At 31.7% G+C, this 26,647-nt stretch carries 23 protein-coding genes; 4 read left to right on the top strand and 19 right to left on the bottom strand.

The window, feature by feature from the left end; translation table 11 throughout:
* Positions 1–159: 159 nt before the first annotated feature.
* The 18 genes from AANAER_RS12690 to AANAER_RS12605 all read right to left on the bottom strand — a co-directional run bounded on the left by AANAER_RS12690 (position 160) and on the right by AANAER_RS12605 (position 19,659).
* Complete coding sequence (locus tag AANAER_RS12690) at positions 160–891, bottom strand: fumarate reductase iron-sulfur subunit (protein WP_129081950.1); 732 nt, start codon at positions 889–891, stop codon at positions 160–162.
* Positions 891–2,876, bottom strand: coding sequence for a fumarate reductase flavoprotein subunit (locus tag AANAER_RS12685; protein ID WP_129081949.1), 1,986 nt, complete (start codon positions 2,874–2,876; stop codon positions 891–893). Before AANAER_RS12685 ends, AANAER_RS12690 begins: the two co-directional genes overlap by 1 nt.
* Positions 2,876–3,667, bottom strand: coding sequence for a fumarate reductase cytochrome b subunit (locus AANAER_RS12680; protein WP_129081948.1), 792 nt, complete (start codon positions 3,665–3,667; stop codon positions 2,876–2,878). The genes AANAER_RS12685 and AANAER_RS12680 overlap by 1 nt, the downstream gene beginning before the upstream one ends.
* A 221-nt stretch (positions 3,668–3,888) precedes the next feature.
* Positions 3,889–5,394: an NADH-quinone oxidoreductase subunit N gene (locus AANAER_RS12675; RefSeq protein ID WP_129081947.1), complete on the bottom strand. Its 1,506-nt coding sequence runs from the start codon at positions 5,392–5,394 to the stop codon at positions 3,889–3,891.
* Positions 5,391–6,875, bottom strand: a complete 1,485-nt coding sequence (locus tag AANAER_RS12670) for a complex I subunit 4 family protein (protein ID WP_129081946.1) — start codon at positions 6,873–6,875, stop codon at positions 5,391–5,393. The genes AANAER_RS12675 and AANAER_RS12670 overlap by 4 nt, the downstream gene beginning before the upstream one ends.
* Position 6,876: 1 nt before the next feature.
* Positions 6,877–8,766 carry an NADH-quinone oxidoreductase subunit L gene (gene nuoL / locus AANAER_RS12665; RefSeq protein WP_129081945.1) on the bottom strand — a complete coding sequence of 630 codons (1,890 nt, stop codon included), beginning with the start codon at positions 8,764–8,766 and terminating at the stop codon, positions 6,877–6,879.
* Positions 8,766–9,077, bottom strand: coding sequence for an NADH-quinone oxidoreductase subunit NuoK (nuoK, locus tag AANAER_RS12660; protein WP_044417308.1), 312 nt, complete (start codon positions 9,075–9,077; stop codon positions 8,766–8,768). Before nuoK ends, nuoL begins: the two co-directional genes overlap by 1 nt.
* A complete protein-coding gene (locus AANAER_RS12655; RefSeq protein ID WP_044418741.1) occupies positions 9,074–9,589 on the bottom strand; it encodes an NADH-quinone oxidoreductase subunit J family protein in 516 nt (171 codons plus the stop codon). The genes nuoK and AANAER_RS12655 overlap by 4 nt, the downstream gene beginning before the upstream one ends.
* Positions 9,582–10,088 (bottom strand): NuoI/complex I 23 kDa subunit family protein, encoded by a 507-nt coding sequence (locus AANAER_RS12650; protein WP_044417310.1) that lies wholly within the window; start codon positions 10,086–10,088, stop codon positions 9,582–9,584. Before AANAER_RS12650 ends, AANAER_RS12655 begins: the two co-directional genes overlap by 8 nt.
* Position 10,089: 1 nt before the next feature.
* Complete coding sequence (locus AANAER_RS12645; RefSeq protein ID WP_044417312.1) at positions 10,090–11,373, bottom strand: complex I subunit 1/NuoH family protein; 1,284 nt, start codon at positions 11,371–11,373, stop codon at positions 10,090–10,092.
* A complete protein-coding gene (locus AANAER_RS12640) occupies positions 11,370–12,806 on the bottom strand; it encodes a 2Fe-2S iron-sulfur cluster-binding protein (protein WP_129081944.1) in 1,437 nt (478 codons plus the stop codon). Before AANAER_RS12640 ends, AANAER_RS12645 begins: the two co-directional genes overlap by 4 nt.
* Before the next feature lie 33 nt (positions 12,807–12,839).
* Complete coding sequence (locus AANAER_RS12635; RefSeq protein ID WP_044417315.1) at positions 12,840–14,126, bottom strand: citrate synthase; 1,287 nt, start codon at positions 14,124–14,126, stop codon at positions 12,840–12,842.
* A gap of 14 nt (positions 14,127–14,140) precedes the next feature.
* Positions 14,141–15,400 (bottom strand): NADH-quinone oxidoreductase subunit NuoF, encoded by a 1,260-nt coding sequence (nuoF, locus tag AANAER_RS12630; RefSeq protein ID WP_044417316.1) that lies wholly within the window; start codon positions 15,398–15,400, stop codon positions 14,141–14,143.
* Positions 15,400–15,876, bottom strand: coding sequence for an NADH-quinone oxidoreductase subunit NuoE family protein (locus AANAER_RS12625; RefSeq protein WP_044417318.1), 477 nt, complete (start codon positions 15,874–15,876; stop codon positions 15,400–15,402). The genes nuoF and AANAER_RS12625 overlap by 1 nt, the downstream gene beginning before the upstream one ends.
* Positions 15,876–17,510 (bottom strand): NADH dehydrogenase (quinone) subunit D, encoded by a 1,635-nt coding sequence (gene nuoD, locus AANAER_RS12620; protein WP_129081943.1) that lies wholly within the window; start codon positions 17,508–17,510, stop codon positions 15,876–15,878. The genes AANAER_RS12625 and nuoD overlap by 1 nt, the downstream gene beginning before the upstream one ends.
* Positions 17,503–18,018: an NADH-quinone oxidoreductase subunit B gene (locus AANAER_RS12615; protein WP_129081942.1), complete on the bottom strand. Its 516-nt coding sequence runs from the start codon at positions 18,016–18,018 to the stop codon at positions 17,503–17,505. The genes nuoD and AANAER_RS12615 overlap by 8 nt, the downstream gene beginning before the upstream one ends.
* Positions 18,009–18,371: an NADH-quinone oxidoreductase subunit A gene (locus tag AANAER_RS12610; protein ID WP_129081941.1), complete on the bottom strand. Its 363-nt coding sequence runs from the start codon at positions 18,369–18,371 to the stop codon at positions 18,009–18,011. Before AANAER_RS12610 ends, AANAER_RS12615 begins: the two co-directional genes overlap by 10 nt.
* Positions 18,372–18,501: 130 nt before the next feature.
* Positions 18,502–19,659 (bottom strand): MalY/PatB family protein, encoded by a 1,158-nt coding sequence (locus AANAER_RS12605; RefSeq protein WP_129081940.1) that lies wholly within the window; start codon positions 19,657–19,659, stop codon positions 18,502–18,504.
* An 80-nt stretch (positions 19,660–19,739) separates the two neighbouring features.
* Between AANAER_RS12605 and AANAER_RS12600 the strand changes: the two genes are divergently transcribed.
* A complete protein-coding gene (locus AANAER_RS12600) occupies positions 19,740–21,554 on the top strand; it encodes a menaquinone biosynthesis decarboxylase (RefSeq protein WP_044417328.1) in 1,815 nt (604 codons plus the stop codon).
* Between the two features lie 12 nt (positions 21,555–21,566).
* Here AANAER_RS12600 and AANAER_RS12595 read toward each other — a convergent pair whose 3' ends face one another.
* Positions 21,567–23,849, bottom strand: coding sequence for a transporter substrate-binding domain-containing diguanylate cyclase (locus tag AANAER_RS12595; RefSeq protein ID WP_129081939.1), 2,283 nt, complete (start codon positions 23,847–23,849; stop codon positions 21,567–21,569).
* A 138-nt stretch (positions 23,850–23,987) separates the two neighbouring features.
* Between AANAER_RS12595 and AANAER_RS12590 the strand changes: the two genes are divergently transcribed.
* From AANAER_RS12590 to AANAER_RS12580, 3 genes are read left to right on the top strand one after another with little or no spacing between them, the layout of a single operon-like run.
* The gene (locus AANAER_RS12590; protein WP_129081938.1) at positions 23,988–24,557 is read left to right on the top strand and encodes an aminodeoxychorismate/anthranilate synthase component II; all 570 of its coding nucleotides are present in this window, start codon (positions 23,988–23,990) and stop codon (positions 24,555–24,557) included.
* The gene (locus AANAER_RS12585) at positions 24,554–25,750 is read left to right on the top strand and encodes a hypothetical protein (RefSeq protein ID WP_129081937.1); all 1,197 of its coding nucleotides are present in this window, start codon (positions 24,554–24,556) and stop codon (positions 25,748–25,750) included. Before AANAER_RS12590 ends, AANAER_RS12585 begins: the two co-directional genes overlap by 4 nt.
* A complete protein-coding gene (locus AANAER_RS12580; protein WP_129081936.1) occupies positions 25,750–26,370 on the top strand; it encodes a type II secretion system protein in 621 nt (206 codons plus the stop codon). Before AANAER_RS12585 ends, AANAER_RS12580 begins: the two co-directional genes overlap by 1 nt.
* The last annotated feature ends 277 nt before the right edge of the window (positions 26,371–26,647 follow it).

Raw genomic sequence — 26,647 nt, 5'->3', positions numbered from 1 at the left:
GCAATATGACTTTAATAAGGCTTTTATATTTAATAATCATTAAATAAATATTAGATTTTTAAATTAATTTTTTTAGCTCTAAAATAGAAAAAGTCAATCACTCCAAAGAGTAATTGACTTTTTTTACATCAATTATATGAGAGGAATCCTCTCATATAATTATCTAAGAGCAACTAATTTTCTTCTTAGATATGCTATCTTATTTTGTAACGGTAAGTGTTTTGGACAATGATCTTCACAAGCCATTAATGACATACATCCAAAGATCCCGTCATCATCACCGATTAATTCATAATAATCATCGGCTGTTCTCTTATCATGAGGATCGATTTCAAATCTTGCAACTCTGTTTAATCCAACAGGTCCTACGAAATTTGGTCTCATAAGCATTGTACCGCATGAAGCTACACAAATTCCACACTCAATACATCTATCTAACTCAAATGTGTCATTTGCAACTTCAGGATCAATTCTGTCTTCAAGTTTTGAAATATCAACTTCATGGTCTGAGTGAACCCAAGATTCAACTCTTTTACTCATACCGTCCATCCATTTACCTGTATTTACAGATAAATCTTTAATAAGTTCAAATGCAGGCATTGGAAGAAGAGTTAATTTCCCTTCAGGATAGTTTGCAATAAGCGTTCTACAAGCAAGTGTAGGTTTACCGTTTACAACCATACCGCAGCTTCCGCAGATTCCTGCTCTACAAACGAAGTCAAAAGATAAATCCGGATCTAGATTTTCTCTAATATAATTTAATGCTATAAAAAGAGTCATTCCCGATGTCTCTTCTAGTTTATAATCCACATAGTGAGGTTTTGAAACTGCACTTCTTGGATTAAATTTAAGTACGGAAATAGTTATTTCTCTACCTTTTTGTGTACTCATTATTTATCTCCTGCTCTTTCATTTTTATCTTTGTAGTTCATTGGTAATTCAAAAGGCATTAATGTGTCTTGAATTTCGTATCTGTCTTTTCCATCTGCTTCCATTTTCTCTCTAATAGAATCAACTTCTTCTTGTCTTTTTGCAGACAATTCATTTTCTATAATCATTCCTTTTGCCCCGTAACCTCTAAATGCCGGCGGCATTTCCATTTTCATAATGTCTAAAGGAGCATATTCAAGTGTAGGTTCTATATCATCAGGGTTTGCCCAAGTGCAAAGAGTTCTTTTTAACCAGTTTGCATCATCTCTTTTTAGGTAATCTTCTCTATAGTGTGCACCTCTAGATTCTGTTCTATCTCTTGCACCTTTTGCTACGCATAATGCAACTTTTAACATTCTTGGAACTCTGTATGCTTCTTCAAGTTCCGGATTTCCAACTCTCTCTTTTGATTTTACAGAGATATGTTTAGTTTTTTGTAATAACTCTTTTAACTCTTCAACAGCAGCTTCTAAGTGTGGGCCGTCTCTAAAGATACCAACTTTTTCATCCATGATTTCTTTCATTCTATTTTTGATTTTAAAGATATCTTCTTTTCCGTTATATGCTAAAATTTGATCTAAGTAAGCATCTTGTGCATCAACGAATTTTTGTACTGTTTTAGTTGGAATTGTTACATCGTTTTCTAAACAATAATCAGCAAAATAGTTACCGATAATCATACCTGCAACAACTGTTTCAGATACTGAGTTACCTCCAAGTCTGTTAAATCCGTGCATATCCCAACAAGCAGCTTCACCGCAAGCGAAAAGTCCGGCTAATCTACTTGATTCACCTGTTGGTTTAGTTCTGATTCCTCCCATTGAGTAGTGTTGCATTGGAAGAACAGGAGCCCAACCTTTTGGTCCCTCATCGGCAGGATCAATTCCGTTGAAGATTTGACAAATTTCTTGAACGTCTCTTAAGTTTCTTTCAATATGCTCTCTACCTAAAATTGAGATATCTAACCATACGTGATATCCGTAAGGTGAAGGAACACCTTTACCGTTTCTAATATGTTCAATCATTCTTCTACTTACAACGTCTCTACTTGCAAGTTCTTTTTTCTCAGGTTCATAATCAGGCATAAATCTGTGACCGTCAACATCTCTTAAAACACCACCGTCACCTCTACAACCTTCAGTTAAAAGAATACCTGAAGGAACGATTGGAGTAGGGTGGAACTGTACAGCTTCCATATTTGATAATGCGGCAATACCTGTTTCAAGAGCAATTGCAGCTCCTGTACCTTCGCAGATTACGGCATTTGTAGTTTGTTTAAATACTCTACCGTATCCACCTGTTGCTATACATGTACCTTTTGACACATAAGCTTCTAATTCACCCGTAATTAGATCTCTTACAACGGCACCGTAACATCTACCGTCTTCATGTATTATTGATAAGGCTTCTTTTCTATCTCTAATGTCAACATCATGTTTAAGTGCTTCATTTGCCACACCGAATAACATTGTATGTCCTGTTGCATCGGCTGTATAACATGTTCTCCATTTTTTAGTCCCACCAAAGTCTCTTGATGTGATTAATCCATGTCTGTCTTCTTCTTCCGTAATAGTCGTTTTTTTAGCATTAATAACTGCATTATGAGGACCTGCTTTAACTCTACTCCAAGGAACACCCCAAGATGCCAATTCTCTAATAGCTTTTGGTGCAGTTGTAACGAACATTCTTGCAACTTCTTGGTCACATCCCCAGTCTGAACCTTTAACTGTATCGGCAAAGTGTAAATCTTCATTATCACCTTCACTCATTTTTGAGTTACCTAAACTAGCTTGCATACCACCTTGAGCAGCTGCTGAGTGAGATCTTTTAACAGGAACTAAAGATAAAACGATTGTACTTAATCCTTTTTTCTGTGCGGCAACCGCAGCTCTAAGTCCTGCTAATCCTCCACCGATTACTAATGCATCACAATAATTAATCTTCATTATGCAACTCTCCCATTATTAATTTTATATTCCATAATTTGTGCAGTTGGAACATATCTTTCACCGATTTTACCTGCTTGTTGATTTTCATAACCTATTTTTATGTAAGCTGCAAGTGTAGCAAATCCTAAGATTAAGAAGAACCAAGTTAATGCTTTTTTCCATACTTTTAATCTTTTTCTTGTAGCTTTAGGATCTTTACCGTCAAACCAACCCCATTTAACAGCAAGTCTATACAATCCAATAGAACCGTGTAATTCAACTGCTAATAGTAAAAGGATATATAAAGGCCACATCCATGCCGACCAAACTCTCTCAGCACTTGCATAAGGACCGATTGCATCTGCATTTGTCATCATGATATATAGGTGAACTGAACCTAAGAAGAACATAGCAAAACCAGTGTATGCTTGGATAAACCATAATTTGGTATCTTCATGTCCCATACTTTTTGCATGAGCTTTAATTACTTGATATTGTTTAAAGTTTGAAGGAAGTTTTCTCATACCCATTGCAGCATGAGTAATAAATACGATGAATACGAATAATACTACACCCGATACTATTATTGGTTCTCCACCATCAAAAATAAAACTCGCCTCAAAGAATTTTGTAACGGCGTACATGAAGTCTTTACTAATTAAAATTGAAGACACTAAAAACATATGTCCCCACATAAAAAGACCTAGAAATAATCCAGTCGCACTTTGTAAATAGTCAAGTTTTGCTGGTACTCTACTCTTTTTCCCCTCTACAGTCTTACCTAAATAACCTTCTATTAGGTCACTCATTTGACATCCTTTCGTTATTAAATTTATAGTTTATTAATAGCATTATAATAGCTTAATTAGCCTTATAATGGTAAATACAATTATGTAAAAGAAATGTACAAAAATTGTACAAATTGTACATTTTTAAAGTAATAAAACCCTATTTTAGGGCTTTATAAAGTGTTAAAAAAGTATACATAATTTTAAAAAATTATGCATACATGTTACATATTAACACATCACTATTTTATCAATAATGACTGAATAGAAATTTGTGTTAAATCAATTAAAGTATCGATGTTAAGTGCAGGGATAAAGAACACTATTGCACTACCAATACCGCCTATTACCGTAAGAATTGCTAAAAATGCTATAGCATAAGTTGAGATTCTTTTGTCATTGAAATCATTTGACATACATTTTTCATTTGTAGGATAAAAATACATCATTGCAATAAGTTTAAAATAGTAATAAACCGATACAATAGTTGCCAATATTGCCAATACTGCAAGTCCTGCATATCCTGCATTAATAGTTTCCGTAAATACGTAAAGTTTTCCCATAAATCCTATTGTTGAGGGAATACCCGCAAGAGAGAACATAAATACGGTCATCATTGCAGCTAAAAAAGGTCTTTCATGAGCTAATCCTTTAAAATCATCATAAGTAACTCTTACTTTCGTTTCGGAAATAATATGAGAAACAAGACCAAATGAACCTAGTGCCGATAGTAAATAGGCTATAAGATAAAATACAATTGCATAAGCCGCATCTATATTTTTTCCTATTGCAATAAATGCAAGTAATAAATAACCTGTATGAACGATTGACGAAGCTGCAAGCATTCTTTTTATAATTTTTTGCGTAATTGCCAACCATGTACCGAATACTAAGGTTAATACTATTACTACATATATTATAGAATCCCAGAATCCTATCATAGGTTTTATATCTTGCAACATAGCTCTTAGGAAGAAAGAGAATATTGCAATTTTAAATGTAGATGCCATAAATGCAGTAATTATCATTGGCGCACCTCTATAAACATCTAATACCCATTGTTGGAACGGAAAAGCTGAAATTTTAAATAAAAATATAAATAAAATAAGTGTTAAACCAATATAAAGAAGAGGCATATCACTTATATTGTTATTTGCAATAAACGTAGCAATTTCACTTAAATTTGTTGTTTGTGTTGCTCCGTAAACCAATACTACCCCTAGAAGATAGAAAGCTCCCATAAACGAACCTAATACAAGGTATTTAAAAATAGCTTCTACTCTTCTTGAATCTTCTGAATTGTATCCAACCATAATATATACGGAGAATGATGCTATTTCCAAAGCAACATATGCTGTTATAAGCTCATTTGCATTTGCTAAAAGTAACATACCGAATAAAGAGAAGAGCAAAATTGAGAAAAACTCCCCTGTAAAATAACTTCTGTGTTGGAAATAGTGTTCTCCTATTAGAAGAGTAAACAGTGTACCTCCTATTAATAAAACATAAAAGAAGTTTGAAAAAGTATCAAATATTAAAACATTGTTAAATATCGAACTATATGGTTTTACGGAAAAAGTTTCACCGAAAGGTACAAATACAAATGCCAATGTCGCAACTAAAATTATTGATGAAACAGTAATATATGTTTTTACGGAGAATTTATTTTGATACATACTCATAAACATTAAAGCAACGGCTGCTACTAATACTGTTAATACAGGTAATATGTGAATAAACTGACTCATTTTGTTGCTCCAATTTGTAAAATATCATTTAGGTAATGGGTAACCGTAGGTTCAAATTTGTTTATAAAGATATCCGGATAAAGACCCATTAAAAATATTAAAATTATCCAAGGAGTTAAACCAATGATCTCTTTGATTTTTAAATCTCTGAATTTTAAATCTTCACCTGCTTCTCTTTTAACTAAAATTGCTCTTTGGAACATCCATAACATATATGATGCCCCTATAATAACAGTAAGAGCGGAGATATAACCTAAAGTATGGTTAAATTCATATACTCCAAAGATAATTAAAAGTTCAGAAACAAATCCGTTTGTCCCCGGAAGTCCTATATTTGCCAAAAGCATAATTGCAAATACTGTCGTAAAAATCGGAGACTGTTTAGCTAAACCGCCTAAATCTTTAATTGTTTTGTACCCTGTTTCATCATGAATAATTCCTACAAGTAAGAAAAGTGCACCTGTTGCAATTGCATGGGCAATAATTAAGTATAAAGCTCCGTTTATACCAAATTCATTAAGTGAAAAAATTCCTGCAGCTATAAAACTTAAGTGTGATGCCGAAGAGTATGCAAACATTCTTTTAAGATCATCTTGCATAAGTGCGGCAATACCGAAATAGATAAGACCAAATAGTCCTATAAATACAAACCAAGTTGAAAACTCAACATAAATATCAGGGAAAATAGGAATCATAAATCTAACAATTGCATAAACTCCAAGTTTAGCCATTATAGATGATAATAAAAATACTGCACCCGTAGGAGCATTTTTATAGGTTTCCATAATCCAAGTGTGAAGAGGGAAAATCGGGATTTTAATCGCAAATGCTGAAAGAAATGCTAAAAATAACCAAATTTTTTCATTATATGACAATGTAGTAATTTGAGTTAGTGAATCATATTGGAAAGACCAAGAACCAAACTCATTGAAATAACTAACACCAAGATATAAAATTGCTACAAACATCAAAAGTGAACCTACCATTGTATAAACGGTAACTTTTATTGTCGTAAATACTTTATCTCCAAACCCGTAAATACCTATCATTAGGAAAACAGGTAAAAGCATAATTTCCCAGAAAAAATAGAAAAGAATTACATCAAGTGATAATAAAGCTCCTGTTACACCTGTTTGAACTAAAAGCATATTTATCCAGTAACCTTTTGTTCTTCCATCCCATAATAGAAGATATGCTGTTGGAATTAAAATAGCAATCATCATTAAAATTGTTAATGAAAATCCATCAACACCAATGTAATAATTGATACCGTAAGATGAAATCCACGGAACATTTGTTACAAACTGCATTCCCGCACTTGGTTCAAAGTCAATATAGATTTTAAGTACAAGTGCCAGTATAACCGTAGTTGCAAGAAAAGCTATATTTCTTACTGTTTCTACGTGTCTTGTTGTAATCATTAAACCAAAGGCAACTACTGCTGGTAAAAAGATAATAAACGATAGTATATCTGCACTCATATTATAATCCTAAAGAAATATATAAATAGATAAATACACAACTCATACCCACAAGCATAAACAGTGCATAAAATCTTACATTTGCATTTTGAATCATTGCAACTTTTTTACCTATATTGATAAACTGGTTACAACTATTCATAATAAATCCGTCAATAATTTTCATATCAATTGTTTTATCTATAAATGAAGATAATTTTTTTAGACTTTGTATAAAAAGAACATTATAGATCTCATCAACATAGAATTTATTGGCAATTAAACCTTTTTCATCTTCCGGATTATATACATCAAAGTTTGCATATTTTTTGTAAGCTACAAAAATACCTAAAAGAGCAACAAGAACAGATACGACCATTAATATATACTCTGTTGCATGTGACATATGAACTTCAGTCGAATTTGTCTGCATAAGCCAAGTATCAACCATATGTTCTCCTCCTAATGTACTAGGAAGATTTAAAAATCCTGCTCCTACGGCTCCTATTGCTAAAATTAAAAGCGGAATTGTAATTGTTCTTGATGTATAAACATAGTTCTTAGTGTGTTTATTCGGTGCAACAAAAAGAATAAAGTACATTCTAAACATATAATAAGCTGTTAAAAATGCAGTAAATACTCCAATAGCCCAGATCAAATATTCACCCTCTTGAAAAGCTGCCGCTAAAATAGCATCTTTTGAAAAGAAACCTGAAAACGGCGGAATACCTGATATTGCAATTACTCCGATTAAAAATGTAATGCCGATAATAGGAAGCTGAACTCTGTGTTGAGCCATTTTAAAAATGTTTTGTTCATGATGTAAAGCTATAATCATACCTCCAGCTCCCATGAATAACATTGCTTTAAAGAAAGCATGAGTTAAAACATGAAAAAGTCCCGAAGAGTAAAATCCAAGTCCCACTGCAATAAACATATAACCTAATTGCGACATTGTAGAGTAAGCAAGAATCTTTTTAACATCTTGTTGTCTAGTTGCAATAATAGCAGCAAAGAGTGCAGAAAAAGCACCGATATAAGCTATAAATATCCCGATATTTTCAATTCCTGAATAAAGGAAATGAAATCTTGATACCATATAAACCCCGGCTGTAACCATTGTTGCTGCGTGAATTAATGCTGAAATAGGTGTCGGTCCTGCCATTGCGTCAGGAAGCCATACATATAATGGAATTTGTGCTGATTTACCCATAGCTCCAACGAAGAGTAAAAAACCTGAAAGTGCTAAAAGAGCAGTTGAAGCATTTGAAATATTACTTTCAAGAGAACTAAAACTTAAATCAACTCCACCTAATGCAAAAAAGAGTGTTACAACACCAAGTAAAAATCCAAAGTCTCCGACTCTATTTGCAATAAAAGCTTTATTCCCTGCTAGTACGTTATCTTTATCAGTATAATAAAAAGCAATTAAAAGATAAGAACAAAGTCCTACACCTTCCCATCCTATAAATAAGATTACAGGATTGTCTGCAAGAACCAAAATCAACATTGATGCCAAGAATAGATTAAAATACGAGAAAAACTTTCCGAATCCCTCATCTTTTGTCATATAACCTATTGCATAAATATGAATTAACCAACCGACAAAAGTAACAAACATAGACATGAATATTGCCAATTTATCACCTAAAAATGCCATTGAGATATTCAAGTTTTCAATATTAAGCCAGGTAAATAACTCTTGTCTATATGTTACTTCATTATCCAGCATACTTAAAAAAAGATTTAAAGTAATCAAAAAAGCTATTAACGGTGTAATCGTACCTATAAGTGAAAAAACAAGTTCTGGAATAGGTCTTCTTTTTACATGGTAAAAATAGAAACCGGCATTTAAAATTGAACCAATTAAAGGAGCTAAAATAATCCAAACAAGAAGTGATGTATCTGTCATTATTTTTCTCCTTGGGTAAGTGTTGTAAAAATATCGGTATCTAGAGATTTTTTAGATCTGTATAAAAGTATGATTACCGATAAAAAGATTGCTGCTTCTGCCGCTGCAATTGATATAACCATAATTGTAATAATTTGTGGATCCATACTAAAATAATATCTAGCAAATGTTACAAGGAAGAGGTTTACTCCATTTAACATCAACTCAATAGACATATAGATTACAAAAATATTTCTTCTTGCAATTACACCTATAACTCCAATAGAAAAAAGAATCATAGAAACAAATGCATATGATGTTAAACTAATCATGAGTTTTCCTTTTTAGTTTTTTTTCTTTTTGCTAATACAATTGAACCTACTAATGCAACTAAAAGAAGTATTGAAATCATTTCAAAAGCTAAAATCCAATCATTATAAAGTAGAGTTCCTATTGGTTTTATATCTCCAAAATCACTTTGTACGATCTCCATATTTGCATTAGGAAGATCTGAAACTGCTTTTAGAATAACAATATTAAACGGAATCATAATAATTGCACCCAAAACTATAAGCAGATACTTTTTAGGTTCTTTTGGCAAGTTCTCTTCTTTGATATTAAGAAACATAAGCAAAAATAGAATCAGAGTCATAATTGCACCTGCATAAACAATTATTTGAACCATAAAAAGGAAAGCTGCATTTAAAAGTGCAAACATACCTGCAACAGCCAAAATTGAAATAAGTAGTCCCAAGGCTGAATACATTGGATTTTTGTAAACTAACATTGCAATAGCCCCTGTTATTGCAAAAAAACTAAGTCCTATAAAAATTATATCACTCATCATCAAAATCCTTTGAACGCTCATGCGACATAAGTCGTTCTTTATCTACTACGAAATCTTCTCTTTTACTTGCAGTGAAACTGAAAATCCCCGTATCCATTCTAATCGCATCACAAGGACAAGCTTCAACGCAATAACCGCAGAAAACACACTCCAAAAGGTCAATTTTAAACTCTTTTGGTCTCTTCTCGGCTACTCCGTCAAATCTTTCTTCGGCATCTATAAAGATACATTGGGCAGGGCAGGCAGTTGCACACATATAACATGCAACACATTTTTCACTTTCGTCTTCCCACTTTGTAAGTCTGTGTACCCCACGATATCTCTCTGTGATATCTGTAGGTTGCACTTCAGGGTACTGCATCGTTCTTAAGTTTGATACATCACCCAAGTTTTTCTTAAAGTGAGTAAAAGTGGTTTTCATACCACCGACTATTGCCGGTATGTAGAGTTTGTCTTTTAAAGACTTTCCATGTCTTTGTACTATTTTAATTCCCATATTAACTTCCTGTTGCTACTACAATTATTGCAGTTATTACAATATTAAGTATTGATAATGGAATAAGAACTTTCCATCCTAACATTTGTAATTGGTCATATCTAAATCTAAGTAGAGTCCATCTAACCCAGATAAATACAAAACTCATAAATAAAAATTTAGCTACAAATACTGCTACTTGAATAACTGCCGTTGCTATATTTACACCATTGGTTCCAAGTCCTGTTACTACAAATAGAGCTAAAACAGCTGCTATAATAATGGCAGTAGCCCAGAAACCTCTTATTAAAATATTTTTCTCTTTTTGTCTTTTATCATTTTTATCAAGCCAATTATAATTCTTATTCATCCATTTTGCAAAGAAAAATGCTTTTAAAGGAAGTAGAATTATAATTGCAATCATTACATAATTTATATTGCTTTGAATAGATTGCGTATCCATCCAAGGAATTTGATATCCACCTAAAAACAGAGTTACTATAATTGCAGATGAAGCAGACATTGCAGCATATTCACCGACTTGGAAAAGACCGAATCTCATAGCAGAATATTCTGTATGATAACCCGCAACAATTTCAGATTCACCTTCTGCTATATCAAAAGGAGTTCTGTTTGTTTCCGCAAATGCAGTTACTATAAAAATAAGTGCAGCTAAAGGTTGCATAAATAAACCCCATGAAGGAATTATTCCCCAAAAAGTATCACCTTGAGCTTGAACCATATCATTTAGGTTAATTGAACCGTAAGTTAATAATATAGATATAACAGATAGTGCCATTGCGGCTTCATAAGAGATAACTTGAGCTGAAGCTCTAATCCCACCTAAAAGTCCGTATTTGTTTTGTGATGAATAACCACCTAAAATAATACCGAAAACAGAAAGACCGGCAAATGCTAAAAACCACATAATCCCAAGTGTTGTTGGAATGGCTTGCATCATAAAACTTTCACCGTCTATAACTAAATTGTCGGCAAATGGAATTACTGCCATAGTCATAAATGAACATAAAAATACTATTGCAGGTGCTATTGTATATAAAAATTTGTATTTAATATGTGCAGGAGTAAAATCCTCTTTAAATACAAGTTTCAGCATATCCGCTATTGCTTGGATTAATCCACCTAGTCTAATACCGCCTATATCGGCTCTATTAGGACCGGTTCTATCTTGCATAAAACCGGCAACCCTTCTTTCCCACCAAACCATAATAGGAGTTGTTCCCACTGAAAATATTTTGGCGAGTAGAACGTTTATTATAATAATAACTATTGCAGCTGTACTCATAGATTACCTTTATCTATCATAGTTTTAATATACTCTATAATTGAAGTAATAGTCTCTTTCGGGCTATTTTTTCTTATTTTTGAAATTACTTTCTGCTTTTTCCCTTCAAAATTAATATAAGTTCCGCTTTTTTCATAAAAAGAAGCTGTCGGAATCGCAATATTTGATTTTGATATTGTTTCAGTTTTGTGAGAGAAGAAACTGATTACTTTTTTATTTGATAATTTTTCCAAATTTGTATCAAAATAGTTATTCCCTAAAATAACTATAATATTTGCTTCATCAAATAATTTATTGAAACTCTCTTCACTTTCATCAATTTCCAACTCTTTAAAAGCTGCTCTGTTTGCAGATTTGTCACTTTTTCTTAAATAATCATCTCCAAAACTTTCATCAAAATATTGAGGAGAGTATCCTGTAATATTTGCATTTAATACTTTTGCCAGATTTTTACTGTTTTGCATCTCTTCCAAAGATAGATTAGGATCTAAAACAAATAAAATTTTATCTTTTTGTGTCAGCATTTTAAAAGCTTTTGTAATTGCATTATCTAATAGTGATTCTTCATTGTCTATCAAAGCAGTTTCAAATCTGTTTTCTGCTTCTTTTTTATATGATAATCTTCCCTCATCGCACATAAACCAACCGTTTACTTCTCTGTTTACTCTTGGTTTGAATCTGAAGATTTGATCATCTTTATATTTCTCTTTTCTATGATCGACTGTTATATTGCAACCTCTTGAACAACCATTACAAATTGCATCAAAAGTTTCTAAAAACCAAACTCTTTGTTTAAATCTAAAATCTTGTGAAGTTAATGCTCCTACAGGACATAAGTCTACAACATTCATCGCATACGGATTATCTAAAGGTTTCCCGGGAAATGTTCCTATTACGGAGTGATCGGCTCTATTTATAACACCAAGCTCGTTGGTTCCTGTTATATCCGAGCAGAATCTGACACATCTTGTACAAAGAACACATCTCTCTTGGTCAAGCATTACATTGCTTCCCAATTCAATTCTTTTTCTGGCTTTTACTTTTTGATCTACCGTAACTCTTGAGTGATAAAAACCTGATTCCATATAATAATCTTGTAGTTTACACTCTCCTGCTTGATCACAGGTAGGGCAGTCAATAGGGTGATTGATAAGTTCCATTTCCAGAATATCTCGCCTTACTTTTTCAATGTTATCACCTTTTGTTCTTACGACCATCCCCTCTTTCACAGGAGTATCACACGCAATTTGTGGTCTTTTTTGACCTTCGATTTCAACCATACACATTCTACAGTTTCCATCTTTACCTAAAGCTTGGTGATAACAAAAGTGAGGAATATGAATATTTCTGTCTAAAAGGCTGTCTATTAAAAGACTGCCTTTAGCTGCTTCTATCTCTTTCCCATCCACCGTAAATTTAACAAGTTCACTCATATTGTGTAATCTCCTTTTAATTGACCACTTTTTTTATTTACCAGTGTATAATTGTCTTGGTCTTGCAATTTTTGCAGTAGGGTCTTGTTTTAACTCTGACCATTGAGAAATCCATCCCGGAATTCTTCCGATAACAAAAATAGGTGTAAACATTTCAATAGGAATTTTAAGAGCTGTTAAAATTACTCCTGAATAGAAGTCGATATTTGGATATAAACCTCTTGATACAAAATAATCATCACTAAGTGCAGCCTCTTCAACAGCAGCAGCAATATCTAAAAGATGTGAATCTAAATGTAACTCTTCTCTTAATTTATCTTGTAATTTTTTAAGTTCTTGTGCTCTTGGGTCTCTGTTTTTATAAACTCTGTGTCCAAATCCCATAAGTCTAAACGGATCGTTTTTATCTTTAGCTTTTGCAATATAAGTAGGTACGTTTTTAACATCACCAATTAGTTTTAGTTGTTCCATAACTCTTTCGTTTGCACCACCGTGAGCACTTCCCCATAATGCAGAGATACCAGAAGCAATAGCAACATATGGGTGAGCTTCTGTTGAACCGACATTTCTAACTGTAGTTGTAGAAGCATTTTGTTCATGGTCTGCATGTAGTGTTAAAATTGCATCAAGTGCATCAACTTCAACTTGTTTGATTTGGTCATTTAATCCGTCTCCAAGATATTTCATTTTTCCACCCGGATAAGCTCTTAACATATATAAGAAGTTTTCTGTAAAATATCTATTAATATCAGGATAAATTAACGGTGTACCGATTGAATTTCTATATGCCATTGCAGCAATTGTAGGCATTTTAGCCAAAATTCTTCTTCTCATCGTTTTAAATTGTTCTTCATCTTCTAAATGTAAGTGATCTTTGTAAAATGCTGCTAGTGCCATAGTTGCGGCACCCATTGTTGCCATTGGGTGAGCCCCATCAGGTAATGCATCAAATAATCTGATAATTCCCTCATTTAAAAAAGATCTATGTCTTATTTCAAGGTCAAAGTTTTTTGATTCTTCTTCATTTGGAAGTCTACCCATCATTAACAAATGACAAACATCTAAATAAGATCTTTTCCCGGCTAATTCATCAATAGGAATTCCTCTATATCTAAGTTCTGAATTTTCACCGTCAATAAATGTTATTTTTGAATTACAAGAAGCAGTTGAAGTATATCCCGGGTCATAAGTGAACATCCCAGAATCTTTATAAAAGCTTCTTATATCAACAACATCAGGACCTCTTGTCCCACTTATAATATCATACTCAAAAGATCTACCGTCTCTGTTATCAGTTAATGTAAAAGTATTTTTTCCCATTTTTTCTCCTTATATTATTTTTTAAAATGTTCTTCAAATTCATGTCTATATTTTTGCACTATACTTTTAATAATATCTTTTACTGCAGGTGCAAAAACACAGATTGTTTTACCGTTCATTGTTTCACAAACATCTAAAATTGTTTCAATATCTTCTTGTGAACCAATACCATCAAGAATTTTTTTAATAGTTTTATCTATCCATCCAGTACCTTCTCTACACGGAGTACATTGTCCGCAAGATTCGTGATGATAAAATTCTATTAAATTTTTTGCTACATCTACCATAGATACGCCTTGTGGAATAATCATCATTCCTCCTGTACCCAGTGTAGAACCGATATCCCACATAGATTCATAATCTAAGTAAGCCTTTTCAACTTCTTCTGCCGTTAAAATAGGGCATGATGCACCTCCCGGAATTACGGCTTTTAGTTTTAAACCGTCTTTCATTCCTCCACCGATTTCATTAATTACGTCAAGCATTTTTTCGCCGTATTGTAATTCATATACACCCGGATTTTTAACAGGACCGCTCATTGCAAAAAGCATTGTTCCCGGAGCTTTTTGTGTTCCCCATTTAGTATATGATTCGTAACCGTTTAATACTATATTGGGAACTGAAGAGATTGTTTCAACATTATTAACTGTTGCAGGTTGTCCGTAAAACCATTCACACTCTTTTCCGTGTGGTTTAAGTCTTGGATGTCCACGTTTACCTTCAATTGATTCAATAAGAGCAGATTTCTCACCGCAGATATAAGCTCCTCCGCCTCTGTGAACAGTTATATCTACGCTAAAGTCATATTTATTCATAACTTTAGGTCCTATTATTCCAGCTTCATAAGCTTCATCTATTGCTTCATTTAATCTGTCAATAAACCATTTGTATTCACCTCTTATATAGATAAAGGCTTCATGGGCTTGTATTGCATAGCAAGAGCAGATAATACCCTCAATTAAAATATGAGGATCATATTGGAAAATTTGTCTATCTTTAAAAGTTCCAGGTTCTGATTCATCCCCGTTTACTATTAGATATCTAGGTCTTTCATCAACAGGAGGCATAAGTTTCCATTTTGGACCACAAGGTGCTCCACCTCCACCTTTCCCTCTAAGACCCGATTTACATACCTCTTCTGTTACATCTTCGGGTTTCATTGAAAAAAGTTTATCTATTGATTCATATCTTCCGTTTTTTAATGCAACTTCTAATTTATGAGAATCAGGAATGTCGAAGTTTTTACTAACAATTTTTACTAATTCAACTGCCATTACTTACACTCCTCTATGATTTTTTTCAACTTGTCAACAGTTAAGTTTTCATGATAAGTATGATTTAATGCAATCATAGGAGCACCGCCGCAAGCACCTTGACATTCAACTTCACTAAAATGAAATTTTCCATCAGCTGTTGTTTCTCCAGGACCGATTCCTAAAGTATCTTTTATAAATTTTTTAAGTTCAGGTGCACCCATTATCATACATGATAAAGTTTTACATAACTCAATATGGTATGTTCCTATGGGTTTAAGATTGAACATTGTATAAAAAGTTGCAAATTCATAAACTTCTATTGGAGTTTTCCCGAGTTTATCCGCAAGAAAAATCATTGCATCGGGACTTACCCAACCCTCTTGTTCTTGTACCAGCCAAAGTGCCGGAAGCATCATAGCATCAATTTTCGGATATTTTTTTGCTATTCTTTGGAACTCTTTTTCTTTTTCGTCTGTATATTTAAATTTACTCATTATCTATCAAACTCCCCGGCAATAAAGTTCATACTAGCCATTGTTACAATAGCATCAGCTAACATTGTTCCTTCAACAATTTTTGCATATCCTCCAAGAGAATAATAGCATGGCGGTCTACATTTTACTTTATAAGGTGTTCCTGAACCGTCACTTACAGTATAAAATCCAAGTTCTCCGTTTGCAGCCTCAGTTGCACCGTAATATTCACCTTTAGGAACTTTTATTCCTTCAAAAGTAAGTTTAAATTGATTCATTAAACCCTCTATGTTGTTGTATACATCAACTTTCGGAGGTAATAAAATAGCAGGATGCTCTGCATTTACGGGACCGTCAGGCATCTCTTTCATAGCTTGTCTTATGATTCTTATTGATTGTCTCATCTCTTCGAATCTACACATGATTCTGTCGTAAACATCTCCGTGAGAACCTACAACAACATCAAAATCAAAATTTTCATAACCGTAATAAGGTGCATCTTTTCTTAAATCAAAAGGGACACCTGCTGCTCTAAGATTTGGACCTGTAATCCCCGCATCAAGTGCAAACTGTGCATCAATTACACCCACATCTTGTGTTCTGTCGTGAAAAATTTTATTGTGTTCTACTAAAGACAGAGAGTCTTCTATAGCTTTTTCTACATCTTTTAATACATCTTCTAAATCTTCATCAAAACCATCATATAAATCAAATTCTAACCCGCCGATTCTTGTATATGAATTTGTAAGTCTTGCCCCTGTTAATTTAGAAAAAAGATCATAAGCTTTGTCTCTTGGTGCAAAAATATACCAAAAGTTGGTAAGACCTCCCAAGTCAACCATATTTGCAGCATTACAAACAATGTGGTCTGTTAATCTGCTTAACTCTCCGATTAAAACTCTAATCATTTTTGCTCTAGGAGTAATTTCTATTTCCAACATATCTTCTATTGCTTTACAATATCCTACATTATTAAGCATTGCAGAGCAGTAGTTAAGTCTGTCGGTATAAGGGATTACTTGCGAATATGTGTGAGTTTCACACGCTTTTTCAAAACCTCTGTGCAAATAACCTATTTCTGTTACACAAGCTTTGATTGTTTCACCTTCCATAGCAACGAAGTTTCTAATTGTACCGTGAGAAGCCGGGTGAGAAGGACCTACGTTTAACATCATCAAATCTTCTAAATCTGACTGCTTATACCCTTTTCTTTTAAGAAGAGGAATCATCTCATCCATCAAATCTTCAGTTTCAGTACAGATTTGACCTTTTGTTATTTCATAATCTTTTCTTAAAGGGTGACCTACAAATTGGTGGTGATTTAAAACTCTTTTTAAATTCGGGTGACCTTTGAATTTTACTCCGTACTGGTCGAAAGTCTCTCTTTCTGCCCAATCGGCAGAGTAAAAAAGATCGGTTATTGAATCAACTTCCAAGGTATTGTCATCTACATATGCTTTTACCGTAAGTTGTTTTTTGAAATTACTAGTTCTTAAAATATAGATTACGGCAAATCTAGAAGGAGTTACATCAGGATATTGTATATAATCGATAGCTGTAACATCTAAAAGAATCGTATAATCTTCTTCGTTCTTAAGCCTAGTTATTGTTGATTTTATATCTTTTGCATCAATAAGCATATCAGGTTTAAGCATCTAAAATCCCCTTGTAGTTTCGCTCTCTGTCTTTTATAATAGATTCATTATATGATTTTTCCTGAATTCTCATGATTGCATCTAAAACAGCTTCAGGTCTTGGAGGACAACCTGCTATATATTCATCCACAGGAATAATTTCATCAATTCCTTGAAGTGTTGTATAATTATCATAAAAACCACCCGAACAAGCACAGGCACCCATTGATATTACCCATTTAGGTTCACACATTTGATCCCAAATCTTTTTAAGTACGGGTGCTTGTTTATATGTGATTGTTCCTGCTACTATAAGTAAGTCTGCCTGTCTAGGGGAAAATCTTACAACCTCTGCACCAAATCTTGATACGTCATATCTAGCAGCTGCAACAGACATAAATTCAATACCGCAACATGCAGTACCGAATGCCATTGGCCACATTGAATATGATCTTGCCCAGTTAATAGCTGAGTCTAGTTTTGTAGTGATTATTGAATCACCTAAATTAGCTTCTGCTCCTAATCCCATGATAAAGCCTTTTTCTTATACATATAAATCAGACCCGCAAAAAGTAATCCAATAAAAATAAACATTTTAATGATACCTGCAAAGCCAAGTTCCAGGATATTTACAGCCCATGGAAACATAAAAATAATCTCTACATCAAAAAGTAGAAAACCTATTGCAACTAAATAAAATTTAACTGAGAATCTTATATTTGTGCTTCCGACAGGATTTGTAACTCCACTTTCATATACGGTGTTTTTAAGTTTGTCTTCAGTTTTATTTGGCCCAAGATATCTTGTAAGTAAGAATACACCTACTAATATAAGCGCAAGTGCAACAAATATTACCGAAGAAAGAATTAAATGTGTTGACATAATCTATCCCATATGTTGTATTGTTTAGAGAATTGTACAATATTTTGCGTAACTATGTGGTCATATGGTAAAAATTAGTTACACTTAATTTTTCAGTGAGAAGAATGGTAATACTCTTTACTTTTTTGCTCTAAAAATGTGTAACTATTTTACCCAAAGCCTCCTCTAATTTATTCTTAGAAAGTGCACAGTTAAGCCTAAAATAGCCCTTTCCATCGATTCCAAAGCTTGTTCCTTCATTTAATGCAATTTGTGCTTCTTCTAATAACTTTTGTTTCACTTTGTTATAATCACTAATAGTATTTTTAAAGTTTAACCAAAGTAAATATGTCGCTTGAGGCTCTAAAAAGGTAACTTTACTATTATACTTTGTTAAATAATCTTTTGTATAACTTATGTTATTTTTCAGATAAACTAATAATTCTTCCAACCAGGGTTCTGCAAACTCATATGCAGCTTCAAGTGCAACATAACCGAATACGTTAACTGAAGTAATTCCTCTTCTTTGTGCCTCAACCATAAACTTCTTCATAATTGATTTATTTTTGCAAATTGCATAAGCACAATTTAAACCAGCTGTATTAAATGTTTTACCAGGAGAGTTCAATGTTAAGGTATTATCTGCAATCTCTTCTGAAATAGAGGCTAAAGGCGTAAATTTTTTAAATACGATATCTGCATGGATTTCATCACTTATCATTAATATATTGTGTTCTAAACAGATTTTTGCAAGTTCTTCAAGCTCCTCTTTACTCCAAACTCGTCCGACAGGATTGTGAGGAGAGCAAAGTACGAATATTTTTGTTTTCGGGGTAATTTTTGCTTTTAAATCTTCTAAATCCATTTTATAATAACCATTATCTTCTATTAAAGGATTAGTAATCATTTTTCTATTATTTGATTTTATATGGTTAAACAAAGGAAAATAGACAGGTGTTTGTACGATTATTTCATCACCTTCTTCACTAAATGCTTCAACAGCTGCACTGTAAGCCGGAACTACACCGTTTACATAACTTATCCAAGACTCTTCAATTTCCCAGTTATGTCTTTTTTTCATCCACTCTTTTACCAAAGTATCTGTTTTTTGTGTTGAAATAGGATAACCGAAAAGTCCTTTATTTGCTTTCTCTTTCAGTGCTTTTATTATCACATCAGGAGTTTTAAAATCCATATCTGCAACCCATAAAGGTTGTAAATCTTTATATCCGAAGTATTTTTCTAATGCATCATACTTTACGCAAGATGTATCTTTTCTATCAATTATTTCATCAAAATTATAAATCATATAAAATATCCCTATTATAAACTTTTTTTTATTGATAAAATGATATAAGATTTAGACTAATTTTTAGGTTAGAGGGCAAAATGAAAGAAGCAATAGAAATTTTAAAAAAGAATAATTTGTTAAGAGTAATTGATGATGAACTGGATATCTATTTAGAAATTCCTCATATTGCATATGTTGAAGTAAAAAAAGAGGACTCAAAAGCACTTCTTTTTACAAATGTGATTGATAAAAAAAACGGCAAAAAATTTGATACTCCTGTTTTAATGAATGTTTTTTGTAATGAAAAAGCTGTAAAACTGTTTATAGGGGATGGGGATGAAATAAGTAAAGAGATAGAGTCTTTGCTTAAAATGAAACCGCCTTCGACTTTTTCCGAAAAGCTTTCTACTTTCGGTAAACTATTTGCTTTGAAAAATACAATACCTAAAAAAAACAGAGGTAAAGGTGAATGCCAGCAGATTATTAAGTTAGGAAAAGATGCAAAATTATCTGATTTACCTATTTTAACAACTTGGGAGCAAGACGGAGGTCCTTTTATTACGATGGGACAAGTTTATACTACTTCTTTAAACGGTGAAATGAAAAATTTGGGTATGTATAGACTTCAGGTTTATGATGATTATACTCTTGGAATGCATTGGCAAATACACAAAGACTCAAACCACTTTTTTCATGAGTATAAAAAAGCAGGCAAAAAAATGCCCGTATCAATAGGAATCGGCGGAGATCCGATGTATATTTGGTGCGGACAGGCTCCTCTTCCAATCGGAATTTTTGAATTAATGCTTTATGGTTTTGTAAAAAACAAAAATGCACAGCTTGTAAAATCTATTACAAATGACATTTGGATTCCAAAAGACAATGACTTTGTTATTGAAGGTTTTGTTGACACTTCAAAGATGAAAATAGAGGGACCTTTTGGAGATCATACAGGTTATTATACTTTAGAAGAGGAGTATCCCTTTTTAGAAATAAGTGCAATAACCAGCAAAAAAGAGCCTACTTATTTGGCAACAGTTGTAGGAAAACCTCCCTTAGAAGATAAATATATGGGACATGCAACGGAAAGAATATTTTTACCTCTTCTTAGAACCACTGCCCCTGATTTAATTGATTATTATATGCCTGAAAACGGAGTATTCCATAATCTTATTTTGGCAAAAATAAAAACACTTTATCCAGGACATGCAAGTCAGATGATGCACGCTTTTTGGGGAGTAGGGCAGATGAGTTTTGTAAAACATGCAATTTTTGTAGGAGAAGATGCACCGGAACTTGTTGACCATAAAGCAATTACGGAATATATATTAAATAGAATAGATATTGATGATATGCTTATATCAAAAGGTGTAGTAGATGCTCTTGACCACTCTAGTCCGAAATTTGCAGTAGGAGGAAAACTAGGGCTTGACTGTACGGGTGATGAGATTAAAGAGTTAGGAATCTCTTTATTAAAAGATGATGAACTTTTATCAAAAATAAGAGAAATAACAGATGAGGTAAAAAGTTTAAAACAATACTTTATTAATACAAAAAATCCGATAACAGTGATAAGTGTAGATAAAAATAGAAATCAAAAACATCTATTTGAGGATTTGAAATCATTATACACAAATCTAAAAATTTTGGTTATAGTCGATGATGCCCATCAAAATGATGTAAATAATCCATATATGCTGCTTTGGAGAGTTGTAAATAATATCGATTCAAACAGAGATATTTTTATAGATTCAAATACTATTTGTATTGATGGAACAAATAAAAATACACTTGATAATTTTAATAGAAGATGGCCTGATGATGTAGATTGTACAAAAGAGGTAATCTCTTCATTGAGAAAAAGAGGTATTTTAGATATTGATGATGAGTTTATAAAAAAATATCAGCTTTAATATAAAAGTACATTAAAGTACTTTTATATTATTTTTCCCGTTTCTTTTTACATGATATAAAGCTTTGTCAACTCTTGTTAAAATAGTATCTTCATTATCATTTTCTTCAAATTGAGTCACTCCAAAACTGCAAGTTACCGTTCTTGGAATATTGAAATCATTTTTATTGATTTTATCTTTTAAAAGGTATGCAATATTTTCTGCACTTTTTCTATTGGTTTCAGGCAGTATAATAATAAACTCTTCTCCTCCCCATCTTCCAAAATAGTCCGTTTTTCTTATACTGTTTTTTATTAGATTAGATAAGTCAATTAATACATCGTCTCCTACAGAATGACCCAAATTATCATTTATAAGTTTGAAATTATCTATATCAAAAAATATTATTGAAAAGTTCCTATCATATCTTTTGGCTCTGTTTACTTCATTCTTGATAATTGAGTTGATTTTTCTTCTGTTATAGATTTTTGTCAAAGAGTCTACATTTGCAACTTTTTTTAACTCTTTTTCTACCTCTTTTCTTCTTTTTATCTCTTTATTCATAAGTCTATTGCTTCTTATTATGAATATTAAGATAATTAAAAGAGGTAATACTATTTTATATATGCCTTCATAATCGATATGATCTTCAAAAATTATTGAATAATACTTTGAGTTTATTAAATCTCTTTGTTCCTCTGATATTTTAGAAATGGCACTATTTAAAAGCTCTAACAAAAGTTTATTATCTTTATTGACACTTAATCTCATATCAAATTTTTCATCAAAAGAACCTGCAATTTTCATATTTTCCAGATTTCTATTTGATATCATATAATTAAGCGTAGGCATTTTATTAACAAGTGCGTAGACGCTTCCCTCTTTTAAAAGATCAAAACTTTCATTAATATCTTCTACTTCAACAAAATTTATTTCAGGATGTTTCTTCTTTAGTTTTTTATAAAACAGTGCATATTTAGGAACAGCGACTCTTTTAGCTTTTAATTGTATTATATCTGATATATACGGTTTGTCTGTTAATGTTACGATACCTAGTTTTATTTTTGCTATAGAATCGCTTAAAACGATATTTTTATTTAAATCTTTTTTACTAAAAGCATATTTTACATAGCTGTCATTCTCTTCAATGGTTTTTAATGCCTCATTTAAATTAGCAAATGTTTTAATATTACTGTTTTTAATATCAAGTTTTTTTACTATTAGTTTCCAGTAATCAATCTCAATACCTGTAACTTTTTCTGAAGAGATCATTGTAAAAGGAGGGAAATTTTGATTACTTAAAAGAGTTAACTCTTTGTTTTTTATATAATCACTCTCTTTTAAAGAGTATATAGTTTTGGGTATATTATATACAAATTCTTCTGCTTTTGGCATTTTCGTATATTTTTTTGCAAATCCCAAAAGGGTATATAGTCTTTGAATCTCTTCAATCTTCTTTTTATTTATATTTCCAAGCAGACCTTCCTCTATTTTAGAAAGTCTTTTTAATATATTAGCTTCATAAATAAGTGCATCTAAGCTTTTGTTTTGCGTATTATACTTTTCAAATATAAGTTGGGCACTCTCTTGTATATGATTAAAAGCATATTTCCAACCTTTAAGAGTTGCTTCATACATTTTTTTAACTCTTTTTGGGTGAGTATCTAACTCTTTTTGAGAGGTAAAAAAGATTCCGCCATAAAAATCAAAGCCGTAATCGCTGGGATCAAGAATGTCGTATTTTATTCCTCTTTTTTCCAGAAGATAGGGTTCATTAGAGAGATAACATCCCATTGCATCAGTTTTGCCGTTTATTAAATCATTTATATCAAAACTATGTTTTTGAAATTTTACATCTTCTAACTTTAATCCTTGGGAAATAATCATAGAATTTATATTCGCAGCAGACCTTGCATCAGGAGTGAGCATTACTCTTTTATTTTTTAACTCATTTGGATAATTAATATTAGAACTTTTTTTTGAAATTAATACCATAGGTGAATTTTGGTATATTGCACTTAAAAGAACAACTTTTTTATTATTTAACCTTGATACGATTAAAGAAGATTTTCCCACACCATATTGGCTTTTTGAATTAAGAACGTTTTCTACTACATCTTTGTTTTGTTTAAGTTCTTTTATCGTTACATCAAGCCCCTCATCTTTATAAAAGCCTTTCTCTTTTGCAATGTAATATCCTGCAAATTGAAATTGATGTAGCCAATCAAGTTGAATAGATACCTTTTCTAACTCTTTTGCATTTAAAAAAGTTGCTAAGAATAAAATAAAAATGAGTAAATTTCTAATACTATACATATAATAATTATATATAATCTTTAATTAATTCTGTGTTATTGGGAAGAGTTAGGGGTTTATAAACTTAAAAAATATAGATTAAATATAAAAAGTGTTATAATCATTACTTTAATTAATTTATTGAGGAAAAAATATAAAATGATTTTGATGATTGATAATTATGACTCTTTTACATATAATATTGTTCAATACTGCTTAGAATTAGGAGCAAATTTAAAAGTTATAAGAAATGATGAAATGTCGGTAAAAGAGATTGAAGCTTTAAATCCTGAAAAAATAATTATATCTCCTGGACCTGCAACTCCAAATGAAGCCGGTATTTGTTTGGAAGTGATTGACTTTTTTGCCGATAAAAAACCGATTTTAGGAATATGCCTGGGGCATCAAAGTATTGCTCAGGTTTTTGGCGGTGAAGTAATAAGAGCAAAAAATATGATGCATGGAAAAACTTCAAAAATAAGAGTAGTAAAAGAGACAAAAATCTTTGAAGGCTTACCTAAAGAGTTTGTTCAAACAAGATATCACTCTTTAATAGTCAATAAAGAGAATCTCCCAAAATGCATTATTCCAACTTCATACAGTATGGATGATGATGAAATTATGTCTTTAGAGATAGAAGGGAAAGATATATACGGTGTTCAGTTCCATCCTGAATCAATAATGAGTGAACATGGATTTACTATAATAAACAATTTTTTAAAAATATGAGTCTATCTGATAATATTTACAAAATAATTTTTTATACAACTCTTTTTGTAGTATTATCTATACTCTTTTTTACGGTAGATACTTTAAGTATTTCTTATAAAGAAGCCTTAAACGTATTTATAAATAATTCATTATTATCTATTATTACGAATACTTCAATTGCTATTTTCGGACAAAATGATTATGCCCTAAGGGCTCCTTTTATTCTTTTTTACTTTTTTAGTATTCTTCTAATGTATAGATTTACGGATAATCTTTTTAAAAAAGAGAGTGATCGACTACTTTCTATACTTATTTTTATGTTATTACCTGGGCTCTTAAGTGCCTCATTATTGGTTAACAGCGCAATAATAGTTACATTTTTTACTTTATTATATTTGAATTATTTAAAATCTACAAAAAGGCATTGTTATATACTCTTAATCCTTTTTTTATTTATAGATAACTCTTTTGCAATATTCTTCCTTGCTCTGTTTTTTTATGCTTTAAAAGATTTTGACAAAAAACTTTTAATAAGCTCTTTTATTTTGTTTTGTGTTTCAATGGCACTTTACGGATTTGACACGGGTGGAAAGCCAAGAGGTTTTTTAGTAGATACCTTTGCAATATATGCTTCAATATTTTCACCTCTTCTTTTTATCTACTTCTTTTATACAATTTACAGGGAAGGGGTAAAAGGAAACAGACATATAGTTTGGTATATCTCGGCTACATCCTTAGCCTTTTCTTTATTATTCTCATTTAGACAAAGAATATATATTGAAGACTATGCACCTTTTGTTGTTATCTTTTTACCTTATATGGTGAAAAACTTTTTACAGAGTTACAGAGTGAGATTACCTCAATTTAGAAGAAAACATAGATATGTAGCCTCTATAACCCTTTTTATTTTGCTTCTTAATGCAACACTTACAATTTTTAATAAACCTTTGTATCTTTTTCTTGAAAATCCTAAAAAACATTTTGCTTACAACTATAATATTGCAAAAGAGTTAGCTGCTAAACTAAAAAAGAATAATATTAATGAAATTGAAAGTGATCAACAAGAGTTATTGCTTAGATTAAAATTCTATGGGATAAAAGAGGGAAACAGGTATTTCGTTTCAACAAATAAAAAATATTATTACGATAAAAAAATATCGATTAAGTATTTAGATAAAACAGTTGCAACTGCATATATAATAAAAAACTAATGAAAAGAAGTTTTTCTTTACTTGAACTAATCCTAATAATACTTCTACTATCCATATGTTACTACTCCTTTTTTATAAAAATTGACAAAAACAATTTAGAAGATGCGGCAAATCGAATAGTCTTATATTTAAAACAGACAAGGTATCAAGCCTTAGTAGACAGTAAAGAAGCTTACGATAACAAACTATGGCATAAAAAAAGATGGACTTTTAAGTTTTTCAGATGTAAACAAAGTATAGGAGGAATATATTACATAATATATAGTGATGAAAATATGAAAGGGCATCCAAATATAGATGAAGCGATAAGTGATCCTTTAACAAATAAAAAGATTTATTCATCAAATAGTTGTGAAACAAATTCAAATACAAGTAAATATGTTCTTCTTACAAAAGAGTATGGAATAAGTGATGTAAATATAAGTTGTAACATGACATCAAGTTTGGGGCAAATTTCTTTTGGAAATGATGGGAAAGTGTATTCAAAGCTTAGTAATTATGAAAATCAAGAAAATAAATATGAGATAAAACAGAGATGTAAAATAGAGCTAAAATCAGAAGAAGGTCGAGAAATAGGGATAATAATAGAACCAAAGAGTGGATATACGTACATAGAATAGAGAGGAAGAGAAAAGAATTTAAAAATTTAAGCGAGATTTTAGGAAAAGTTCTTGACAAGGGGGAAAAAATCTATTATAATTCCCGTCCAATTTCAGAGGAACGACACAAAGTTCTAAAGAGATTAAGATCTTTAAAAACGAAGGTTTGTTAAGAGGAAAGTAATCTTTATAAACCGAATATGATAAACAAGAATAAAGAAACAGGATAAATGTAAAACATATATCCTTGTCTATAACACAATGAGATTTAATTTGTAATTGAAAGATATTATAAATC

The sequence above is a fragment of the Halarcobacter anaerophilus genome (assembly GCF_006459125.1).
GTDB lineage: Bacteria > Campylobacterota > Campylobacteria > Campylobacterales > Arcobacteraceae > Halarcobacter > Halarcobacter anaerophilus.
This window is presented reverse-complemented; position numbering and strand designations above follow the sequence as displayed.